Below are 19,052 nucleotides of genomic sequence, written 5' to 3' on the forward strand. Positions count from 1 at the left end.
ATTTGAATACAGCATCAATTTACAATATCACACAAGGTTTTAACGGGCGTCCCTTGTAAAGTGAAGCTATTTGCGTCTTACAAAGATAAAACTATATTACTGCTGATGATTTATATTGTCTTTAACAACAACGTCGTGTGCGCCGCCTTCAATAATAGAAACGCTGCTGACAAGCGTCAATTTTGCTTTCTGCTGGAGTTCCGGTATATTTAAGGAACCGCAGTTGCACATAGTAGAACGTATTTTGCTTAATGTAGTTCCAAGATTATCATGGAGAGAACCCGCATACGGCACATAGCAGTCCACGCCTTCAACAAACGAAAGCTTCGCGGCTCCGCCCAAGTCATACCTCTGCCAGTTGCGCGCCCTTGCGCTTCCTTCTCCCCAGTATTCTTTCATATAGTTTCCGTTAATCATAACTTTGTTTGTCGGGCTTTCGTCAAAACGGGCAAAATAACGTCCGAGCATACAAAAATCGCATCCCATTGCAAGCGCAAGCGTAATATGATAATCCAAAACAATGCCGCCATCTGAACAAATAGGCACATATACTCCCGTTTCTTTGAAATATTCATCCCTTGCCCTTGAAACATCTATAACGGCAGTAGCCTGACCGCGTCCGATACCTTTAGTTTCCCGTGTGATACAAATTGATCCGCCGCCGATGCCCACCTTTATAAAGTCTGCCCCGGCGTCTGCAAGAAAACGGAAACCTTCCGCATCGACAACATTTCCGGCGCCTATTTTGACCGTATCGCCATATGTTTCACGCACATACGAAATAACGATCTTCTGCCACTCTGTATATCCCTCGCTTGAATCTATACAAAGTACATCGGCTCCGGCTTCAATAAGCGCCGGTATACGTTCCTTAAAATCCCTTGTATTAATACCGGCGCCAACAATATATCTTTTATGCCCGTCAAGAAGCTCCAGCGGGTTGCCTTTGTGCTGTTCATAATCTTTACGGAAAACAAATGATGTAAGACGGCCTTCTTTATCAATTATAGGAAGCGAATTAAGCTTATTGTCCCAAATAATATTATTCGCCTCTTTTAAAGAAGTTCCTTCAGGCGCCGTAATAAGCTTTTCAAACGGCGTCATAAAATTTTTTACCTTTTCATCCGGCGACATCCTGCTTACACGATAATCCCTGCTTGTCACAATTCCGAGGAGCCTGCCGTTTGCCGTGCCGTCCTCCGTTACGGCTACAGTTGAATGTCCCTTTTCTTCTTTTAAAGCGATAATATCCGCAAGCGTAGCCTCAGGGCCAATATTTGAGTCCGAAACAACAAAACCCGCTTTATATGTCTTAACCCTCCTGACCATTTCAGCCTGATCTTCGATAGACTGAGAGCCGTATATAAACGAAACTCCTCCTTCTTTGGCAAGCGCAATCGCCATATTGTCGTCTGAAACAGACTGCATTATTGCGGAAACGAGCGGTATATTCATTGAAATTGCCGGCTCCTCGCCTTTTTTAAATTTAACAAGCGGAGTTTTTAATGAAACATTATCAGGTATACAGTCTGTTCCGGAGTAACCCGGAACAAGAAGATATTCGCTAAATGTACGCGATGGTTCGTCGTAATAAAAAGCCATATACAAATCCTCCTTAGTATGAATATTATAATTTATTAATGGTTATATGTTATTTTCTATTGCCGAAAACGTTAAAAGGCTACGGCAATAAGTTCTGACTTCCGGACTTAATATTTTTGTCGGCAGCATATCAAAACATGATGTTATATACATATAAAATTTAATTATTCCTATTATATCATATTATTTTTTATTTGGAATAAAAAGCGGATAAAACTTTAATTATTTATGCGCAAAACTTGTTAAATAATTTAATTCCAGAATTTTTGCGGCTTTATTTCACGCATGGCAATTTTTATAAAAAAGTGATAGGCAACGGGCAATTCCCCGCCTATCACTTTTAAATCCGTTTACTGCAACGGCTTCATTGTTGGGAAAAGTATTACATCTCTGATTGAAACAGATTCAGTCAACAACATAACAAATCTGTCAATACCGACGCCAAGTCCTCCTGTCGGCGGCATCCCATATTCAAGGGCGCATACAAAATCGTCGTCAATCATATTCGCTTCGTCGTCCCCTGCTTCACGAAGAGCCTCCTGATGTTCAAATCTCTTTTTCTGATCTATAGGGTCGTTTAATTCGCTGTATGCATTTGCATATTCACGTCCGACTATAAAAAGTTCAAAACGCTCTGTATATTCAGGTTTATCGGCCTTTCTCTTTGAAAGCGGCGATATTTCAACGGGATAATCAATTACAAAAGTAGGCTGTATAAGGTTTTCTTCAACAAATTCTTCAAAGAAAAGGCTTAATATATCGCCCTTTTCGTGGCGATCCTCAAATTGCACGCCTTTCTCTTTTGCAACAGCCTTTGCTTCTTCTGTCGACTTTATTGAGTCAAAGTCAACGCCTGAATATTTCTTAACGGCATCTACCATGGAAATCCTTGTAAAAGGCTTTTCAAGGTCTATTTCATGTCCCCCGTAATTTACCGTCATTTTTCCGTTAACCCTGTCTGCCACAGTCCTGAACATACTTTCCGTTATATCCATCATTCCGTTATAATCCGTGTATGCCTGATAAAGTTCCATAAGCGTAAACTCGGGATTATGCCTTATGGAAACACCCTCGTTCCTAAAAACGCGCCCTATTTCATAAACCCTTTCAAAGCCTCCTACAATAAGCCTTTTAAGCGGAAGCTCCAAAGCTATACGGCAGTACATATCAATATCAAGGGCGTTATGGTGAGTTATAAACGGCCTTGCCGCCGCCCCGCCTGGTATTGTTTGAAGCACAGGCGTTTCAACCTCAAGAAATCCTTTTTCATCAAGGAAATTCCTTATCTCCCTTATGATTGCGGATCTTTTGAAGAAAACTTCCTTAACTTCGGGATTTACAATAAGATCCATATATCTCTGACGGTACCTAAGCTCCTGATCTTTAAGGCCATGGAACTTTTCCGGAAGTATTTGAAGACTTTTGCTCAAAAGCACAACTTCGGTTGCATGTACGGAAATTTCGCCCATTTTAGTTGTAAAAACCGTGCCTTTAACGCCTATAATATCTCCAATATCATATTTTTTAAAATCGGCATAGCTTTCCTCGCCTATATCGTTGCGGCTTACATAAAGCTGCATCCTGCCGTTTCTGTCCTGAATATTTGCAAAACTTGCCTTTCCCATAACCCTTTTAGCCATAAGACGGCCGGCAATGGCAACTTCCTTGCCTTCATATTCGCTGTAGCGTTCAACAATTTCATTTGTATGGGTATCGACAGGATATTTAACTTTTTGGAAAGGGTCTTTGCCTTCGCTTTGCAGTTTTTCAAGCTTTTCACGCCTGACTTTAAGAAGCTCGCTGAGTTCTTCCTGGCTTATCTGGCCTTCATTATTCATATCTTTTGTATTATCTGCCACAGCTTTGTCCTCCTTACTTATTGCTGCTGTTTATCTCAAGCACTTTAAATTCAACATCGCCTTCAGGCGCGGCAATAACAACGGTTTCCCCTATTTTATGTCCCAAAAGCCCAAGACCAACCGGGGATTCGTTTGAAATTTTGCCCTCCATCGGGTCTGCTTCCGCGCTTCCTACGATTGTGTATTCAACTTCTTCATCAAATTCAATATCAAAAAGCTTAACTGTGCATCCAACGCTTATTACGTCCTTACTTACTTCGTCATCGTCTATTACTTCTGCATTACGCAGCATTTTTTCAAGCATTACAATTCTTGCTTCGATTTCAGCCTGTTCTTCTTTGGCGGAGTCGTACTCGGCATTTTCAGATAAGTCGCCTTGCCCTCTTGCCTCTTTAATTTTTTCGGCTACTTCTTTACGCCTGACAGTTTTTAATTCCTCAAGTTCTTCTTCCCTTTTTTTGAGGCCTTCATATGTCAAAACAACTTTCTTTTCTGACATCAATTCCACTCCTTTTTTGTCTATTACAATACAATAAACACCCTGATGGACAGAGTGTTTTTAACGTTCATAAGATTATACCCCGTAATCCTTCAAATGTCAACGCTTATAACGGCCAAAAACATTTATTTCCCAGCCTTTTTATGAAGATAACCGTACTTGCGCCACACTTCAAATTCCGCTTACCTTTACACTGCCGTTAATTAAAAGCGGGGCCAGGTTTTCAATGTTAATTTTGCTTTTTCCTGTTTCAAATATTTTCTGAAATTCTTTTATTTTAATTAAAAAATATGTTTCGGCGCCGTATGCATCCGTTTCATCCGCGCCGATTTTAAATCGGCAGTTATTAAGTATAAGCATATCGCCGCGTTTCTTTAAAATACGCTCCGACTTCCCCTCTATAGAAGACGTATCTACATAAACGGCCCCCTTCTTGAAAATATTGTCAAAATCCTCCATATCCTCTTTGCAGTTTATTATTATGTCGCCGTTTGCCATAATCGGATTATTAACGCTTTCAAAACATTCCGCAAGCAGGCCGCTGTAATCGTAAATCATATCAATCATGCCTGCAAGCTTTTCCTTCCTTTCTGTCTGTATCCACAGTTTATTAACTTCTTCCTTTACAGAATACATTGCGGCATAAGTACTTATGCCGCCGCCGTCTATAATAACAACTTCAGCTTTAGACAGATCTATCCCTTTTGCCTTTGCCGCTTCGTTTATAATTTGATTCATGAAAAATGCCATTGCAATCCCGCCCGTTACCTCCTTAAACCCGTGCATAAACGGTATGCCTTCCCTGTTTATGACAATATCAATCTTTTTATCCATAAGTATGGCGGCTGTCTTTTTAATAAGCCTCAATTCCAAATCCGGATCTTTATTGTCCTTATGAACGGGAAACGTTATTTTAAGGCCACTGCCTCCGTATGCCTTAATTTCTTCCATTTTAACGGGGGCAAAAGCCATAATGTATTTCCTGTATACAGTTTCAGGCAAATTCCTGATAAACGGTTTAAACCAAACTTTACTTCCGTTTTCCAAATATCTTATTTCCGCAAAGTCCATAAAACCACTTCCCAAATAAGCGTTATAATAATTCTATGACGGCTGTCGGCAGCAATATGTAAGCATGCGAAAATAATATAACAAAAATATGCCCGTCTGATATTAAGCTTCTTATCCGGCACATAAAAATATCGTCGTTATCAAACCATGAACTACTGCTATGCCATTCAAGATGTTTTACGGTTTATTTTCCTATCGTCATTTATTTAAATTTTAAATGAAATTCTTTGATTGCCGGAACTTTTCTCGTCATTATTCAAAAGCAAATCAAACGCAAAGAACATGAAGGCGGCGTATCACATTATGCTTACAGAACATAAATTCATCTTCTTTCTTATAATATAATATTGATGAATAAAATTTTTTGCTTTTAAGACTTTCATGTTGCAAAAACAATAAGTTTTGATCAGCCACAGGCAACAAATTGAAATTTTGGCCAAAGATTTGTTGAAAATAAAAATTGAAGGCTTAAAATACAAAGCCTCCAATTTCATAATAAGCCTTATAAAAACAACTTCGCTTAATTCCCTGTTGAATTTATATAGGCTTGTCCCCTATTGATTAAGAAAATACCTCCTATAGGCTAAAACTAAGCAGTCAGTGCCTCCGATAATCCCCTGTCCCGCTTTCTATTTCCGTAATATTGCCAAAACCGTTTATTTCTATATCATACCATTTGTTTCCGTTTACTATGATATAATTATATTCGTATAGGGGGCCTTCTTTGCTTATTTCTTCCGAAACAATTTCTCCTCCTCCGGTTTTAGCCATAGCTATACTTTCAGCCTCTTCGCTGCTTATTCTAAGCATCATAACCGATATTATCCCAATAACGGCAACAAGAATAATAACCACGGCCGCTATTGAAATAATCCCTTTTTTTGACATTTTATTCATTAGCCATTTTCCTCTTTTTCCATAATAAATTCAAAAAATCACGGCGGCGTTTTATTTTTTATTTTCCGTTTTTAAATATACGGCGGCCGATATATTGAGCATGATAATACTACATACTGTTTACAAATTTTTTAAAATTATATATGGAATATTAATCCCAGTCCCAGTGTTCTTTTTCTACTTTGTAAACAGTTCCGTCAATTGCGCTTACGTCAACGTCATATTCAAACATTCCCGCAATTATCTTTACTTCATATTTAAAATCATCGTCATCAAAATCAACTTCCGCAACCCTTGCCCCCGATTCGTTTACGCGGCTGAGAGCTGCATTCTTAGCTTCCTGCACAGTTATAAAGTTTCCTCCTGCCGAACCTGAAGCCTGCTGTGAAACCACAGGATTGGAAACAGGATAAGAGCCGTTCATGCCGAAATACTCTATATCTGTTAAATAAATTTTTCCCGTAACGCTGTTTACTTTGTATTCGTACTTAGCGGTGTCCGCAACAACGTCTATCTCATAGATGTATCCGTCGTCAAGTTCATTCTTTACTACGTATGCGCCCTGCTTATTTATATCGTTAAGAACTGCTTTTTCCGCTTCCTGTTCCGTCATGGCTTTTGCGCCTGTTACAGCCGATATATTCTGGAAATATTTGCTGCTTTTTAAATATGCGTCGCCTGTTACGGCATTTACCATATATTCATACTTTGTGTTGCCCGCTATAATCTCAACTTCATAAAATCCTTCGTCTTCAAATTCTGTCTTTAATACATATGCTCCTTCGGCCTTTACATTTGAAAGAGCGATCTTTTCAGCTTCAGATGGAGTCATAACCTTTATGTCGGCTGTATTCTGCCCGGCTCCCGTCCTTAAATAGCTCATTCCATTAGGCCATGCGGCGCCTGTTGTTGCGTTTACTTTATAATCGTATACTGTCCCTCCTGAAACAAATTCAACTTCATAAACGCCGTCTTCAAAATCGATGTCGTTGTCAACTACGACTCCGTTTGCAACTCCTGCCTGCTGCATTGCAATCTGAGCCGCTTTGTCCGAACCTATAAGCTGAAGGGCGGCATACGCCGTTGTTCCGGCCACACATGAAGCTATAACTGCAGACGATACCAATGTCGCTTTCATTTTCCCTGAAATTGATTTTTTCATAATATTACCTCCTGTATTTGCACAATTTAATTTTTATTTATCTGTTTGTTATAGTATACGGACGCTTTTTTTCAAAAACGGGGTATTAAAAAAATTTTTTTAAAGTTTTTAATTTTCAACATACATTTTCAAATACTCTTTTAATATTTCCCGTGCCATTTCTTCCTTCTGCCGTTCATACATATCGTCGTCGCTTTTGAAATATTCATCTTCGAGGTAGTCCTCAATTTCCTCCATTATATCGTCCATTTTTTCTTCAATTTCTTTTCGTGTTTCCGCGTCGGAAAAAATCATGCTTGCTAATTCTCCCGTAATATCCGAATATTCACCGCCGGTTTCCGTATCGGGCATATAAGCCGAATTATCTTGCGTATACTGCCCGTTTTGCATATTTTGAACGCTCTGCTGAGCCGTTTGCCCGTTTAACGTGTTTCCGTTATTTGGCGTTGTCTGCCCGTTGTTTAATGTATCGCTGCCGTTCTGCAAATCATATCCGTTTAGATGATTCCAATTATCATACATGCCTGTATCTTCGTTTTGTACGGCTTCCGACACCGTTACTACATCGGCCTGTACACGTCCGTAAATACGGAATTTTACTTCTTCAATTATCTTGTTTTCCATTTCAGACGACCAATCGTCATCCGGGGCAACAGCGCTTATAACAATCGTTCCGCCGTCAGTAAGATAGCCCATCGCGACTGCCCTGTCAACAAGCTCCGCACACACTTTCTTGGCGGTTTTAAAGGAATATCCATAACCTGTTTTAAGCACGTCCCCATCTTCATTTAAATCGTCCACATCCAAAGCCATGCCGCCTCGGCTTACAGTTATAATTACATCCGGATTTATATCAAGACGCACAGCCCCATACTCCGCAAAACAAAACCTATATGCAAAAACAGACATTATAACAGCTAAAAACGCTAAAAATCCTATCAGTTTAAAACGCCTGTTAAATCTTTTAGGCCTGTTGTTCATAATTATTACATCGTCAACGGCCTGCCCTACTTCATAATTTAAATTGGCTACCTTTATAAATTCACCGGATTTGGAAAGCACAACCGCATATCCCATCCGACATTCCATAACAAGATAATCCTTCATATTGCGCCGCCTCCTTTCAAGCTGCTGCTGCTTTTAATGTGGCCCCTGATAATTTCAAACCCATTAGTAAATGCCAGAAGGAGCGCAACCATATATTTCCTATGACGTTCAAGGGTTTTCCTGTCAACACCCGCCCCGGCGGAAAGCTCAGCTATAGGCAGCCTTCCCTTCTTAACAAGTTCATCCAAAAGGTAAGGGTTAAGCTTTGCATATTCCAGCGCCCTTTGGCACGCCTGGAGCGTCCTTTTTTGCTTAGGGCAATTTTCAGCTATTTCTGTTAGTTCAATTCCGAATTTATTAAGTTCCACATCAAATTCAAGTATTTCCATCTTAGCAGCCTGCCTAATAGTTATTTCAGCCGCTTCATCCCGTCCGCTGTCAAGCCTCTCGGCCAACGACGTATTTTCCTCGCCCGGCGCATCGTATGAAATAACGTTCATATGCCGCTTTTCTTTCCGGTAATAATCAATAAGCCGGCTTCGTATCGTCCGTGCGGCATATTTAATAAACGGCCCCTTAAACCTTGAATATCCCATAATAGCTTCATGGAACGCAAGCATGGCGATGCTCAGTTCATCATCCCAACCCTCTACAGGGGCCTTGTTTGTAAATTTAAATGTTTCGGATTTTATAAAACCCATATACTGCCTGATTAAATTATCAGCCGCATTTACGTCGTCTTTAGCCGCGTAAACAAGTTCTGCAAGCTGATGCTGTTCTCCTCCCATAGTACCACTCCTTAATAAAAGATTACGCAATAAAAACGGAATTTTTAAGGTAATTTCGCGTTTTTATTTTACCATATAAATCCTAAATAAAAAACGGCTTCTTTTCATTTAAGAAGCCGTTTAATAAATTAATTAATTTTTAATTCCCCGATGAAGCCGAACCGCCGCCCATGCTTGCTCCCGGGTTTTCAAAGGAATATACAAGATATCTGTGATTAACTTTCATTTTATATATACTGTCCTCAAGCTTAATTACATTTTCTTTCGCCTTATCAACGTCAAGCTGTATGCCGTTACCCGTTTCAAGATTCAATTCGGCAACCTTGAGAGCATCGTTTGCGGCTTTAAGGCTGCTTTCAGCGGCCTCAATACTTTCTTCAAGCGTTATTATCTGTGAATATACGGCCCTTCCGGCGTCCATAAGGGAATCCCTTAAATCCTTTAAATTCGAGTTCGCCTGGCTTATTTTATAATTCATCTCGTCAGTAGCATAAGGCGATGTGCTGTTTGCAAGCGTAAAAGCTTTGTTCCTTTCAAGATAATCAATGCTCGACTGCATAGCTTTCAAAGAAGGGTTTTCTGCATTCTTTTGCATTAAAAACCCGTCAAGCGTGCCGATAAGCTGATACGGCTCGTAATCTTCTTCAGGGGAATAGCTTATTTTAAAATTCGTATCTTCGATCCCCATTACAGTTGCAAGGCTCGAATATGCATTTTCCACCGATTTTTTTGCGGATTGTGCATCTGCTTTTGCCTGATCCAACTCAGCCTGAGCGGCGGTAACCTGTGTTTCGGTAGCCGTGCCGAGACTCTTTTTAAGGTTTACCAACGCTAAATCGGCTTCTTTATTGGCAATCGTGATTTCAGACGTTTCAAGCTCCCTTTCGCCGATAACGATAGTATTCATTGTATTTATTATGCCGCCTTCGAGGCTTAAAAGCGCGGCTTCCTTGTTGTACCTGTCGCTCTCCCTTGTCTGTGCAAGGCTTGTAAGCTGCATTATTGATTCATATTCCGGCGTATACGTAAATCCCATAGGCGAGCCTGACGTTGTCAGCCCTCCCAGGCTCTGCTCAAGCGCCCTGCCCTGCGCGCTTAGAAGATCGCTGTTTTCTTCAAGGAGCTTAAGTGTAGAAGAGTTCTTTTTTGCCATTTCATATACTTCGTCAAAGGTATAAACAGGGACCTGCTGTTCCTCAGTTTTTTCAACGGATTCGGGTATGGCTCCCGTAGAAGCTGCGGCAAAAGCCGAGCTGCTGATTGCCATCGACGCGGCTATTGCGGCGGCAAGAGTTTTTTTATAATTCATTCTTTATATTCCCTTCTTTCAATATATGTTTATTATTCATGCTTAATATCAAATGTGTGTACTTCTTCCTTGCCTTCTTCGTTGCTCAAAAGCTTAACCTCAAGAGTAGCTGTTTCCCAGTCCTCGTCAATAAGGTCAAAAAGGAGGAATCCTTCGCGTTCGTCGTCATATTGTATATCGCTTAAAGACCAGCTTTGATCCCAAAGGCGCACAACATTATATTTCGGAACTTCTTCACCGTCTACAACGAGGGTACATTCCGAAGGCACAATCTGGCATCCATAGTTATTGTCGTTTTCGACATTAAGGAAAATTTTTGTATAACTCATTCCTTCATCACGGGTAACTCCTGTTACTTCAACTGTGTGATCGTTCTTTTTGCTCTTAACCGGAAGCTCCTCATATGCCTTTTTCTTTTCAACTTTGTCATAGTTCGGATCATCCTTATCCACATAAACTATTTTTTCAACAGGAACTTCTTTAACATAAGTCCTTTTATCGCTTTGTATGTCTATAGTTCTTGTAGGTATATCGAAATTAACGGTTGCGCCGAGCGTTTCTGAAACATAGCGCAAAGGCACATACGCATACCCGTTGTAATTAAGTATAGGCTGATCTGCCGGCGGTTCTTTATATTCGCCGTCAACCTTAACAACAACGTCGTTGAAAAGTTTCGCCATAATCTCCGGATATGAATCGGCAAACGCAGTAACGGATACCATACATAAAGCTCCGGCAACAAATCCCATTGCAGCACTTTTAGCATTTTTCATAGATTTATCCTCCAAAAATATAATTTAAGATGCGTCATTTCCTTTATAGCAATAATTTTACAGCCTTGAAATAAAAATTACAATTAATAATTCCTTACAATACTATTACAATCACAATTCCAAAACCACTATATATTTTTATACGCATAAACGAAAAAAAAGTTTTCTATTTTCGGAATTTTTTCAGCAGCCTTATGTCTTCCCCAAAAAATTTCAGTGTTGTAAAACTGCCCATAAGCCTTGACGTAATCCTGTCCGAATATTTTTCCGTTAAGTCTTTCAGCCCTAAGTTAGTTGAAATGATAACAGGCTTTTTTGAAATCAGCCTTGAATTTATAATGTTGAAAAGCTCGGAACTTGAGAAAACCGTTGTAAACTCCGTTCCCAGATCATCTATTATAAGCAGTTCCACATCGAGAATATCTTCAACATAATTCCCAGGCTCATCATCCTGAGAGCCGTTAAACCGCTCCTTTTCTATGGCTTTAAAAAGCTGCGGGGCCGTAACATACATAACGGTAACGCCCCTGTCAAGAAGTTCTTTTGCAATACAGTTGCATAAAAAAGTCTTTCCAAGCCCGGGGCTTCCATAAAGAAGAAGATTATTAAAGCTTTTTCCAAAGGCCCGTGTAAAATTAAGGCATATGCCGAGTATGCTCTTTATATTTTCGAGAGGGGAAATTATTTCATTTTCTCCGCATTTATCCGAATAAAAGGAAAGATCAAAATTATCAAAATTTTCATATTTGACAATTTCCTTTATATTTGAACTGCTGTATGCCATATCCACAAGTTTCTGCGAAAAGCATTTGCACCTTTCCTCCCCTATAAATCCGGTATCTCCGCAATTTTGGCATATATGTTTTACTTCAAGATAATCGTCGTCAAAACCGTTTATTTCCATAAGTTCTTTTTTTTCATTTTTTAAGGCTGAAATTATTTCTTTAAGTTCATTATCAAAATTTTCCGTTTCTGCCGGATTTTCCAATACTTTTTTGGCGGCCTCAACTCCCGCCGCGGCAATATCTCTGTCTATTTCTTCAATGCGCGGCACAGCCGCATATACTTCCCTTTTCCTTTGCCTAAGTTCCGCTTCGCTGTTTGTCCTTAGCCTGTCGTAATATTTAAGTATCTCCTTATATATTGCGCTTCTTCCCGCCATGCTGAACTACTTCCCCTCTCTTTGCTGCTGTTCAAATTTTTCAAAGGCTTCAAAATCATAATTTCGCTGTTCGTATCCGGCAAATTTACTTTTTGCCGCCGTCTTTTTAGCCGTTTCCTGAGCGGATGTTTTTGAAGTATCCGCTTTTTCCGCGCGGCTTTGCGTGAATTTCGCCTCAAGCGCCGCAATATCCTCTTTTGTCCTGACTCCCTGTTCAAACCAATCCGCAAGTATTCTGTCGGCGTATCCGAAAACGGCGCGGCCTGTGTTAAGCACAGTTTTTTCGCAGGCCATAACAACAATTTCAACCGGGAAATTATACTCTTTAAGCCACCTTTTCATATATTTTTCTTCCGACGGCACAGGGTTTCTTCCGCTTTGGCCGAAAGCCCGCATTATCTGCCTGAAATCGGTGTTATAAAGCTTTATCCTTTCATCGGCCATTTCAGCCGTTGCAATTCCGCTTTCAGCCCAGTCCACGGCCACTCTTTCAATATAGCGTATATTCCTGTGGTTATTTCCCGTACAGTAAAAAAGAAGCCTGTCAATTACTTCAATGCTTAGCCCCATCCAATGATAAATGGAAAATATGCACGCCAAATCATTATGGCTCAGAAGCCGCCCTAAATATCTTTGAGCCATGTCAAACAGCTTTTTGACTTCGCTGTTTTTTTCCGCATATACGGCCAATTCCATAGGCGAATACTGAGGCGGCTCGTCAAAACGGACTTTTTTAGGCGCCTTGTCTTTTACGGCGGGCGTAACGACGCCGTTTTCAAATGTAACCGCTCCCTGCATTTTCCAATATGTAACGGCTTCATATACCATAGCTTTATCGGCCTTAATATAATCCGCTATTTCGTCGACAGCAACCCCTTTGCCGTTTTCCAAAGCCTTAAAACATATATAAACCCTAAGAAATTCGGCGGGCGTATATACGATATATTTTTCAAGGAAGGAGCCGCCCAGTTTTATGCTTCCAAGTTTTTTCTCTTTACTGTTATCCATCAAAAACACTCCGAAAAATTTATTGATATACAGTATATCATATTCCTAAAAATTTTTAAATACAGCCGTTTAAGTTTACATAAAAAATAGCTTCCATTTATTTACAAGGACGCGCTGTTTTAACGGGCGGCGGCACAATGTCTGCGTTAAAGCCGCTTTCTTGCCGTAGGCTACGCTGCGCCTGCGCGCCTTTGCCTGACTCTTACGCCGCTGACGCCCGTCAAAAATTCCTGCTTCATAAGGAAAAATTTTTTGCGGTTCAAGGCGCATACGCGCCGCCGCCGAACCTACGGCAAGCGTATACATCACGAAAATGCAAAAAATTTTTCCTTGTGGATTATGCTGCCCTTTTAAACTGGAGTTATAAGGTAATTAAATTCTTTTTTTAACCGGCTTGCCATGATATAATAATTATATTTAAAACCATTCCGATGAAAGGCGGCGGTCATATTGCGGAAAACTGTTTTATTTATTGCGGTAAGTCTCGACGGATATATAGCGGACAAAAACGGCGGCGTAGGCTGGCTTTCTGGCCAAAGCAGTGAAAACACCCGATACGATCCGTACTCGGAATTTATTAAAAATATTGACACAGTAATAATGGGGCGAAAAACTTACAGCCAGATAATCACGGAGCTCTCGCCCGGGAAATGGGTTTATGAAGGTTTAAAAAGTTTTGTGATTACACACAGCGCACCTGCTTCATCAGGCGACGTCGAATTTACGTCAGAAAACCCGAAAGCGCTGGTTGACAGGCTTAAAAAGGTTAGCGGCAAAGACATTTGGATTTGCGGCGGCGCCGAAACGGCACGGCAGCTTATAAAAGAAGATATGATTGACGTTTATCATATTTCTATTATTCCGACCATTTTGGGAACCGGCTTACGCCTTTTTGGAACATCTGAAATGGAAATTAAATTAAAGCTTATAAAATCATCAAATTATAACGGCATAGCGGAATTAATATACGAAAGAATGGATAAAACCCCTCAAAACAGATAAAAAGTTCAGTTATTTCTGCGAACATAAAATTATCGTTAAAAGAGCAAAAATTATTAACAAAAAAATAAGCCTCATGGAAACCGCTGTTTCCAACAAGGCTTATTTTTTACTGCTTATATCTTAATAATTACCTGATTTAATTTCAAAAAATGATTTCGGATGGTCGCATACCGGGCACACTTCGGGAGCTTTAGGGCCAATGTGGATATGCCCGCAGTTGCGGCACTGCCAAATTGTATCTCCGTCGCGTGAAAAGACAATTCCCTCCTCAATATTTGCAAGGAGCCTTTTGTATCTTTCTTCATGGGCTTTTTCAATTTTAGCGACTTCCTCAAAAAGAAACGCTATCTTGTCAAATCCCTCTTCTTTGGCCTCCTTAGCCATCTGAGCATACATTTCGGTCCATTCGTAGTTCTCCCCGGCCGCCGCATCTTTAAGGTTTGTCATTGTATCGGGGATCCCGCCGTCATGAAGGAGTTTAAACCAAATTTTGGCATGCTCTTTTTCATTTTCAGCCGTTTCCAAAAATAAAGCCGCGATCTGTTCATAACCGTCCTTTTTAGCCTTGCTTGCATAATATGTATATTTATTTCTCGCTTCTGATTCGCCGGCAAAAGCTGTTTTAAGGTTGGCTTCCGTTTTTGTGCCTTTTAATTCTCTCATATAAATATCCCCTTTCTTATTCTTTATTTTTTCTCATGTTGTTGAAAAAATATATAACAAAACTCAGCAGGAATACCGTTAAAATAATCACTACAAGAGTTTTTGCATCCTTATAGGTAATAAATATAGCCAAAAGCCCGCATAGCAAGCTGATACCGTAAAGTATCATAACGGCCTGCTTTTGTGTAAAACCTTTATCTATAAGCCTGTGATGGAGATGCCCCCTGTCCGGCGACATTATCGGCTGTCCTTTCGCCGCGCGTCTCAAAACCGCAAACAGCGTATCGAAAATAGGCAGCCCTAAAGAAAGCATTGAAACCGCAAGCGCCAAAAACGCATATCCCTTAAACACGCCCATGATACTTGTTACCGCAAGAGTAAATCCTAAGAATGTAGAACCCGTATCCCCCATAAAAATCTGGGCCGGGTTAAAATTTCTCGGAAGGAAACCCAGACAACTGCCTGCAAGCGTTGCAGTTAAAACAACCGACATTTCATCTCCGGTCAATATGCACATTACCATAAGAGAAAGCGACGCTATTGAAGAAACGCCGGCGGCTAACCCGTCAAGTCCGTCTATAAGGTTAACCGCATTAGTAACGCCCACAATCCATAATATGGTTATAGGAATACTCAAATAATGAAGTACTGTTGTAAACGGCCAAAACACAACGTTTATCCGTATGCCGGAAAAAACCACTACGCATGCCGCCAAAATTTGAACTATAAATTTAAACCTTGCCCTAAGATTAAAACAATCGTCGAATATGCCGAGCACGACAATGATCCCCGCCCCGACAATAAATCCTATTATCTGATTTGGGTTATTATGCTTCATAAACCTGTAAAGAAGAAGCAACGTAAGCATAAATCCCAAAACAATGGCAATCCCGCCCATACGCGGCATAGGCTTTGAATGCATCCCCCTTGCCTTCGGATAGTCAATCGCTCCAACTTTAACAGATATTTTTTTTGCAACCGGCGTCATAAGGTTTGAAATTGCAAAAGCAGTTGAAAAAGCCGCTATATATAAAACCCAATCGTGTACCAAATCCAATCTCTCCTAAAAATGCTATTTTGTCCCAAAAATCCTGTCGCCGGCATCGCCGAGCCCCGGAACAATATAGCCATGATCGTTAAGCTTAGGGTCGTACCCTGCCGCATAAATGTCAACGTCGTCATGGGCGGCCTGAACTGCTTTTACCCCGTCCGGAGCGGCAAGTATGCAAAGCATAGTAATTTTTTTAGCGCCTCTTTCCTTCAGGAACCCAATAGCCGCCTCGGCAGTTCCGCCTGTTGCAAGCATTGGGTCAACCAAAAATACTTCGCTTTCACCTATGTCGCTGGGAAGCTTGCAGTAATATTCAACCGGGTTAAGCGTTTCAGGATCCCTGTAAAGGCCTATATGCCCGATTTTAGCCGTAGGAAGTATCTGATTAATAGCGTCGCTCATACCAACGCCCGCACGAAGTATAGGCACTACGGCAAGTTTTTTTGTAATTGTTTTGCCGCTGCATTTTTCAATAGGCGTTTCAACTTCAATGTCCTCAAGAGGAAGATCCCTGGTGGCTTCATATGTTAAAAGAATTGCAACCTCACCTATAAGCTCCTTAAATTCTTTCGTTCCTGTTTCTTTGTTCCTTAAAAGCGTCATTTTATGCTGGATCAACGGATGTTCAGAAATAAATAGTTTACCCATTTTTGGCCTCCAATCAGTCTTCAATCATATTTATCCTGCGTATATGCCTTTCTTCATTGCTAAACGGCGTTTCCAGGAAATTTTTAACAATTTCTACTGCAAGCCCCGCCCCGACAACCCTTGCGCCCATTGCAAGTATATTTGCGTCGTTATGCTGCCTTGTCGCTTTTGCGGAAAAACAGTCGTGGCATAAAGCCGCCCTTACGCCTTTAACCTTGTTTGCCGCTATGGAAATTCCGATTCCCGTGCCGCAGATAAGTATCCCCTTTTCACATTCGCCGTTTACGATTGCGCCCGCAACAGCCTTTGCAAAAACCGGATAGTCGCATGAGTCTTCAGAATATGTTCCAAAATTCTTATACTCTATTTTTGCTTCATCAAGGTATTTTATAACTTCTTTCATAAGCGGGTATCCGCCATGGTCACAGCCTAACGCTATCATTACTAACTTCCTTTCGTAAAAAAATAGTTATAATGATATAATACCATTTATCGTCTGCTTTTTCAATTATTTCATCAATATATCGGCTATTTCGGCAATATATTTTTTTAATGTGATAATGCAGTCCTCATATATGTCCAAACCGCAGCCATACGGATCCGGAACTTCTTCTCCGCCGTGTCCCGAATATTCCGCAATTGTAAATACGGGTACGTTAAGTTCGGCGCATGCCCCTGCAATCGCCTGTTTCTGCCCGTTTGTCATAGTAAGTATAATATCTGCCCATTTTATAAGATCCAATGTTATCTGCGTCGGTTTATGTTTTTTTAAATCAAGCCCAAGCTCTGCGGCGGCCAAAACGGCGTTTTCAGACGCTCCATGCTCGCCTCCTGTATTTATGCCTGCCGATCTTATCTCAATTCCTTCTTTCGGAAAAATGCTTTTGGCTACTGCTTCCGCCATAGGGCTGCGGCATGTATTGCCTGTACATACGAAAAGTATATTCATAAAATCACACCTCTATATAGTTATATCCGGCCGCTTTTTTCAGCCTGTTCATTATTGCAAGCCCTTCACCCTTTTCGGAAAAAACTTCCGAAAACACAATATCGGCGTCAAGATAATCAAACTTTCTTAAAATTTTAAAAAGGTTAGCTCCAATCGAAACCTCATCATTCCTGCTTCCGGCGCTTAAAACTATATCGGCTTTATACAGCGCTTTTGTTTCGTCGGTGGCAAGCACTCCTATTTTAAGGCCGTCGCGCTGTTTTTCCTTTGCCCGTCTGTTAATTTCTTCAACAACTTTGCCCATTTCGCCTTTTACAAGTATAACGCTTGCCTTAGGAGAATAATGGGTGTATTTCATTCCCGGAGCTTTAGGTATAATATTTTTGTCAGGCTTTTTAAGTACGGCAGGGTCAATTTCGGCGTATCCCAAAAGGCCTTCCAGCATTTCTTTTGTTACAGCCCCCGGCCTTAAAATAACCGCCTTGCCGCCCGTAGCGTCGACAATAGTGCTTTCAAGGCCGAAATCGGCTGCCCCGCCGTCGAGTATCATATCTATTTTCCCATCCAAATCAAACTGAACATGGCTTGCGCGAGTCGGGCTTGGCTTTCCGGATGAATTTGCGCTCGGCGCGGCAACGGGGACTTTTGCAAGACGTATAAGCTCCCGGGCAATTTCGTTTGAGGGGAAACGCACTCCCACCGTATCAAGCCCGCCCGTAACATTATCGGGCACGCACGGCCTTTTTTTAAATATCATAGTTAACGGCCCCGGCCAAAACTTATCTATTATCTTTTTTGCGGTGGGCGTTATTTCTTCCGCAATTTCATAAAGCCCTTCAATATCGCCAATATGAAGTATAAGCGGGTTATCGCCGGGCCTCCCTTTAGCCTCGTAAATTTTCCGGCACGCCTCCGCCGAAAGCCCGTTGGCCCCAAGGCCATAAACCGTTTCTGTAGGAAAAGCCACCAGGCCTCCCCTTTGGAGAATACCGGCGGCTTCTTCAATAAATTTATGGTCGCTGTACAAATTATCTATTTTTCTGATAATTGTTTTCATACGTTAGCTCCGCAACATTTTTTATATTTTTTCCCGCTTCCGCATGGACAAGGATCGTTGCGGCCGATTTTAGGAGCTTTAACTACAGTCCTTGCTTTTTTCTGTTCCATGAAAAGCTCTTTTCTTTTTTCTTCGTCAAAAATATTATCCCATTGTTTAAGGCTGTAAAGGTGCTCCGCCTTATACTCAACCATTTTTTTGAAAAGCTTTTCAAAATCAATATCGATCTTAACTTCGCTCTTTTCGTCAAGTTCTTCTACCTTATAAGGATTCGGAAGAATGTCATTAAGGCCGTCTACAAACGCAATAGCATATTCGGCAGTAATATTGAACCTTTTTGCAAGTTCTTCAATAGTGCCTTCGATTTTTGTAACTTTCCCGTTAAGGATATATTCATATATAGCCTGTTCCTTCGGAAGGTAATCGTTCCAAACTGCGTCAACGCTTCTGCCTTCAGCTGTGAAAGCCCTTTTTATCCAGTCTTCATAAATACTCATTGTTAATT

Annotated in this window: 20 protein-coding genes; 1 reads left to right on the top strand and 19 read right to left on the bottom strand. The window is 40.9% G+C overall.

Translation table 11 applies throughout. The annotated features are described in order from the left end of the window. Window positions 1-96: 96 nt before the first annotated feature. From NE664_01265 to NE664_01320, 12 genes are all read right to left on the bottom strand, one after another. Window positions 97-1,602 carry an IMP dehydrogenase gene (locus NE664_01265; GenBank protein MCQ4725292.1) on the bottom strand — a complete coding sequence of 502 codons (1,506 nt, stop codon included), beginning with the start codon at window positions 1,600-1,602 and terminating at the stop codon, window positions 97-99. Between the two features lie 350 nt (window positions 1,603-1,952). Then, entirely contained in the window at window positions 1,953-3,440 is a 1,488-nt protein-coding gene (lysS, locus tag NE664_01270) for a lysine--tRNA ligase (GenBank protein MCQ4725293.1), read from the bottom strand. Window positions 3,441-3,474: 34 nt separating this feature from the next. Continuing rightward, entirely contained in the window at window positions 3,475-3,960 is a 486-nt protein-coding gene (greA, locus tag NE664_01275; protein MCQ4725294.1) for a transcription elongation factor GreA, read from the bottom strand. Between the two features lie 171 nt (window positions 3,961-4,131). Next, on the bottom strand, window positions 4,132-5,031 hold the full coding sequence (locus NE664_01280; protein ID MCQ4725295.1) for a hypothetical protein: 900 nt from the start codon (window positions 5,029-5,031) through the stop codon (window positions 4,132-4,134). Between the two features lie 597 nt (window positions 5,032-5,628). After that, window positions 5,629-5,928, bottom strand: a complete 300-nt coding sequence (locus NE664_01285; GenBank protein ID MCQ4725296.1) for a PepSY domain-containing protein — start codon at window positions 5,926-5,928, stop codon at window positions 5,629-5,631. Between the two features lie 151 nt (window positions 5,929-6,079). Continuing rightward, on the bottom strand, window positions 6,080-7,090 hold the full coding sequence (locus NE664_01290) for a PepSY domain-containing protein (GenBank protein ID MCQ4725297.1): 1,011 nt from the start codon (window positions 7,088-7,090) through the stop codon (window positions 6,080-6,082). 108 nt (window positions 7,091-7,198) lie between these two features. Continuing rightward, window positions 7,199-8,197 (bottom strand): anti-sigma factor domain-containing protein, encoded by a 999-nt coding sequence (locus NE664_01295; protein MCQ4725298.1) that lies wholly within the window; start codon window positions 8,195-8,197, stop codon window positions 7,199-7,201. Continuing rightward, on the bottom strand, window positions 8,194-8,925 hold the full coding sequence (locus tag NE664_01300) for an RNA polymerase subunit sigma (protein ID MCQ4725299.1): 732 nt from the start codon (window positions 8,923-8,925) through the stop codon (window positions 8,194-8,196). Before NE664_01300 ends, NE664_01295 begins: the two co-directional genes overlap by 4 nt. 139 nt (window positions 8,926-9,064) lie before the next feature. Next, complete coding sequence (locus tag NE664_01305; protein MCQ4725300.1) at window positions 9,065-10,234, bottom strand: TolC family protein; 1,170 nt, start codon at window positions 10,232-10,234, stop codon at window positions 9,065-9,067. A 32-nt stretch (window positions 10,235-10,266) separates the two neighbouring features. Beyond that, a complete protein-coding gene (locus NE664_01310; protein MCQ4725301.1) occupies window positions 10,267-11,007 on the bottom strand; it encodes a copper amine oxidase N-terminal domain-containing protein in 741 nt (246 codons plus the stop codon). A 166-nt stretch (window positions 11,008-11,173) separates the two neighbouring features. After that, the gene (locus NE664_01315; protein MCQ4725302.1) at window positions 11,174-12,169 is read right to left on the bottom strand and encodes an ATP-binding protein; all 996 of its coding nucleotides are present in this window, start codon (window positions 12,167-12,169) and stop codon (window positions 11,174-11,176) included. A gap of 6 nt (window positions 12,170-12,175) precedes the next feature. Then, on the bottom strand, window positions 12,176-13,177 hold the full coding sequence (locus tag NE664_01320) for a DnaD domain protein (GenBank protein MCQ4725303.1): 1,002 nt from the start codon (window positions 13,175-13,177) through the stop codon (window positions 12,176-12,178). A 450-nt stretch (window positions 13,178-13,627) separates the two neighbouring features. Between NE664_01320 and NE664_01325 the strand changes: the two genes are divergently transcribed. Continuing rightward, window positions 13,628-14,179: a dihydrofolate reductase family protein gene (locus NE664_01325; protein ID MCQ4725304.1), complete on the top strand. Its 552-nt coding sequence runs from the start codon at window positions 13,628-13,630 to the stop codon at window positions 14,177-14,179. Between the two features lie 120 nt (window positions 14,180-14,299). On the opposite strand, the gene NE664_01330 is transcribed toward NE664_01325, so the two are convergent. The 7 genes from NE664_01330 to NE664_01360 all read right to left on the bottom strand — a co-directional run bounded on the left by NE664_01330 (window position 14,300) and on the right by NE664_01360 (window position 19,044). Further along, window positions 14,300-14,842, bottom strand: a complete 543-nt coding sequence (locus tag NE664_01330; protein ID MCQ4725305.1) for a rubrerythrin family protein — start codon at window positions 14,840-14,842, stop codon at window positions 14,300-14,302. Between the two features lie 16 nt (window positions 14,843-14,858). After that, window positions 14,859-15,893 (bottom strand): undecaprenyl/decaprenyl-phosphate alpha-N-acetylglucosaminyl 1-phosphate transferase, encoded by a 1,035-nt coding sequence (locus tag NE664_01335; GenBank protein MCQ4725306.1) that lies wholly within the window; start codon window positions 15,891-15,893, stop codon window positions 14,859-14,861. Between the two features lie 21 nt (window positions 15,894-15,914). Next, complete coding sequence (gene upp, locus NE664_01340; protein ID MCQ4725307.1) at window positions 15,915-16,541, bottom strand: uracil phosphoribosyltransferase; 627 nt, start codon at window positions 16,539-16,541, stop codon at window positions 15,915-15,917. Window positions 16,542-16,554: 13 nt separating this feature from the next. Further along, window positions 16,555-16,983 (bottom strand): ribose 5-phosphate isomerase B, encoded by a 429-nt coding sequence (gene rpiB, locus NE664_01345; GenBank protein ID MCQ4725308.1) that lies wholly within the window; start codon window positions 16,981-16,983, stop codon window positions 16,555-16,557. A 66-nt stretch (window positions 16,984-17,049) separates the two neighbouring features. Further along, window positions 17,050-17,490: a low molecular weight protein arginine phosphatase gene (locus tag NE664_01350; protein MCQ4725309.1), complete on the bottom strand. Its 441-nt coding sequence runs from the start codon at window positions 17,488-17,490 to the stop codon at window positions 17,050-17,052. A 4-nt stretch (window positions 17,491-17,494) separates the two neighbouring features. Then, window positions 17,495-18,547, bottom strand: coding sequence for an L-threonylcarbamoyladenylate synthase (locus tag NE664_01355; GenBank protein ID MCQ4725310.1), 1,053 nt, complete (start codon window positions 18,545-18,547; stop codon window positions 17,495-17,497). Continuing rightward, window positions 18,544-19,044 (bottom strand): SEC-C metal-binding domain-containing protein, encoded by a 501-nt coding sequence (locus NE664_01360; protein MCQ4725311.1) that lies wholly within the window; start codon window positions 19,042-19,044, stop codon window positions 18,544-18,546. Before NE664_01360 ends, NE664_01355 begins: the two co-directional genes overlap by 4 nt. Window positions 19,045-19,052: the final 8 nt, after the last annotated feature.

The sequence above is a fragment of the Anaerotignum faecicola genome, from assembly GCA_024460105.1.
Classification (GTDB): Bacteria; Bacillota; Clostridia; order Lachnospirales; family Anaerotignaceae; genus JANFXS01.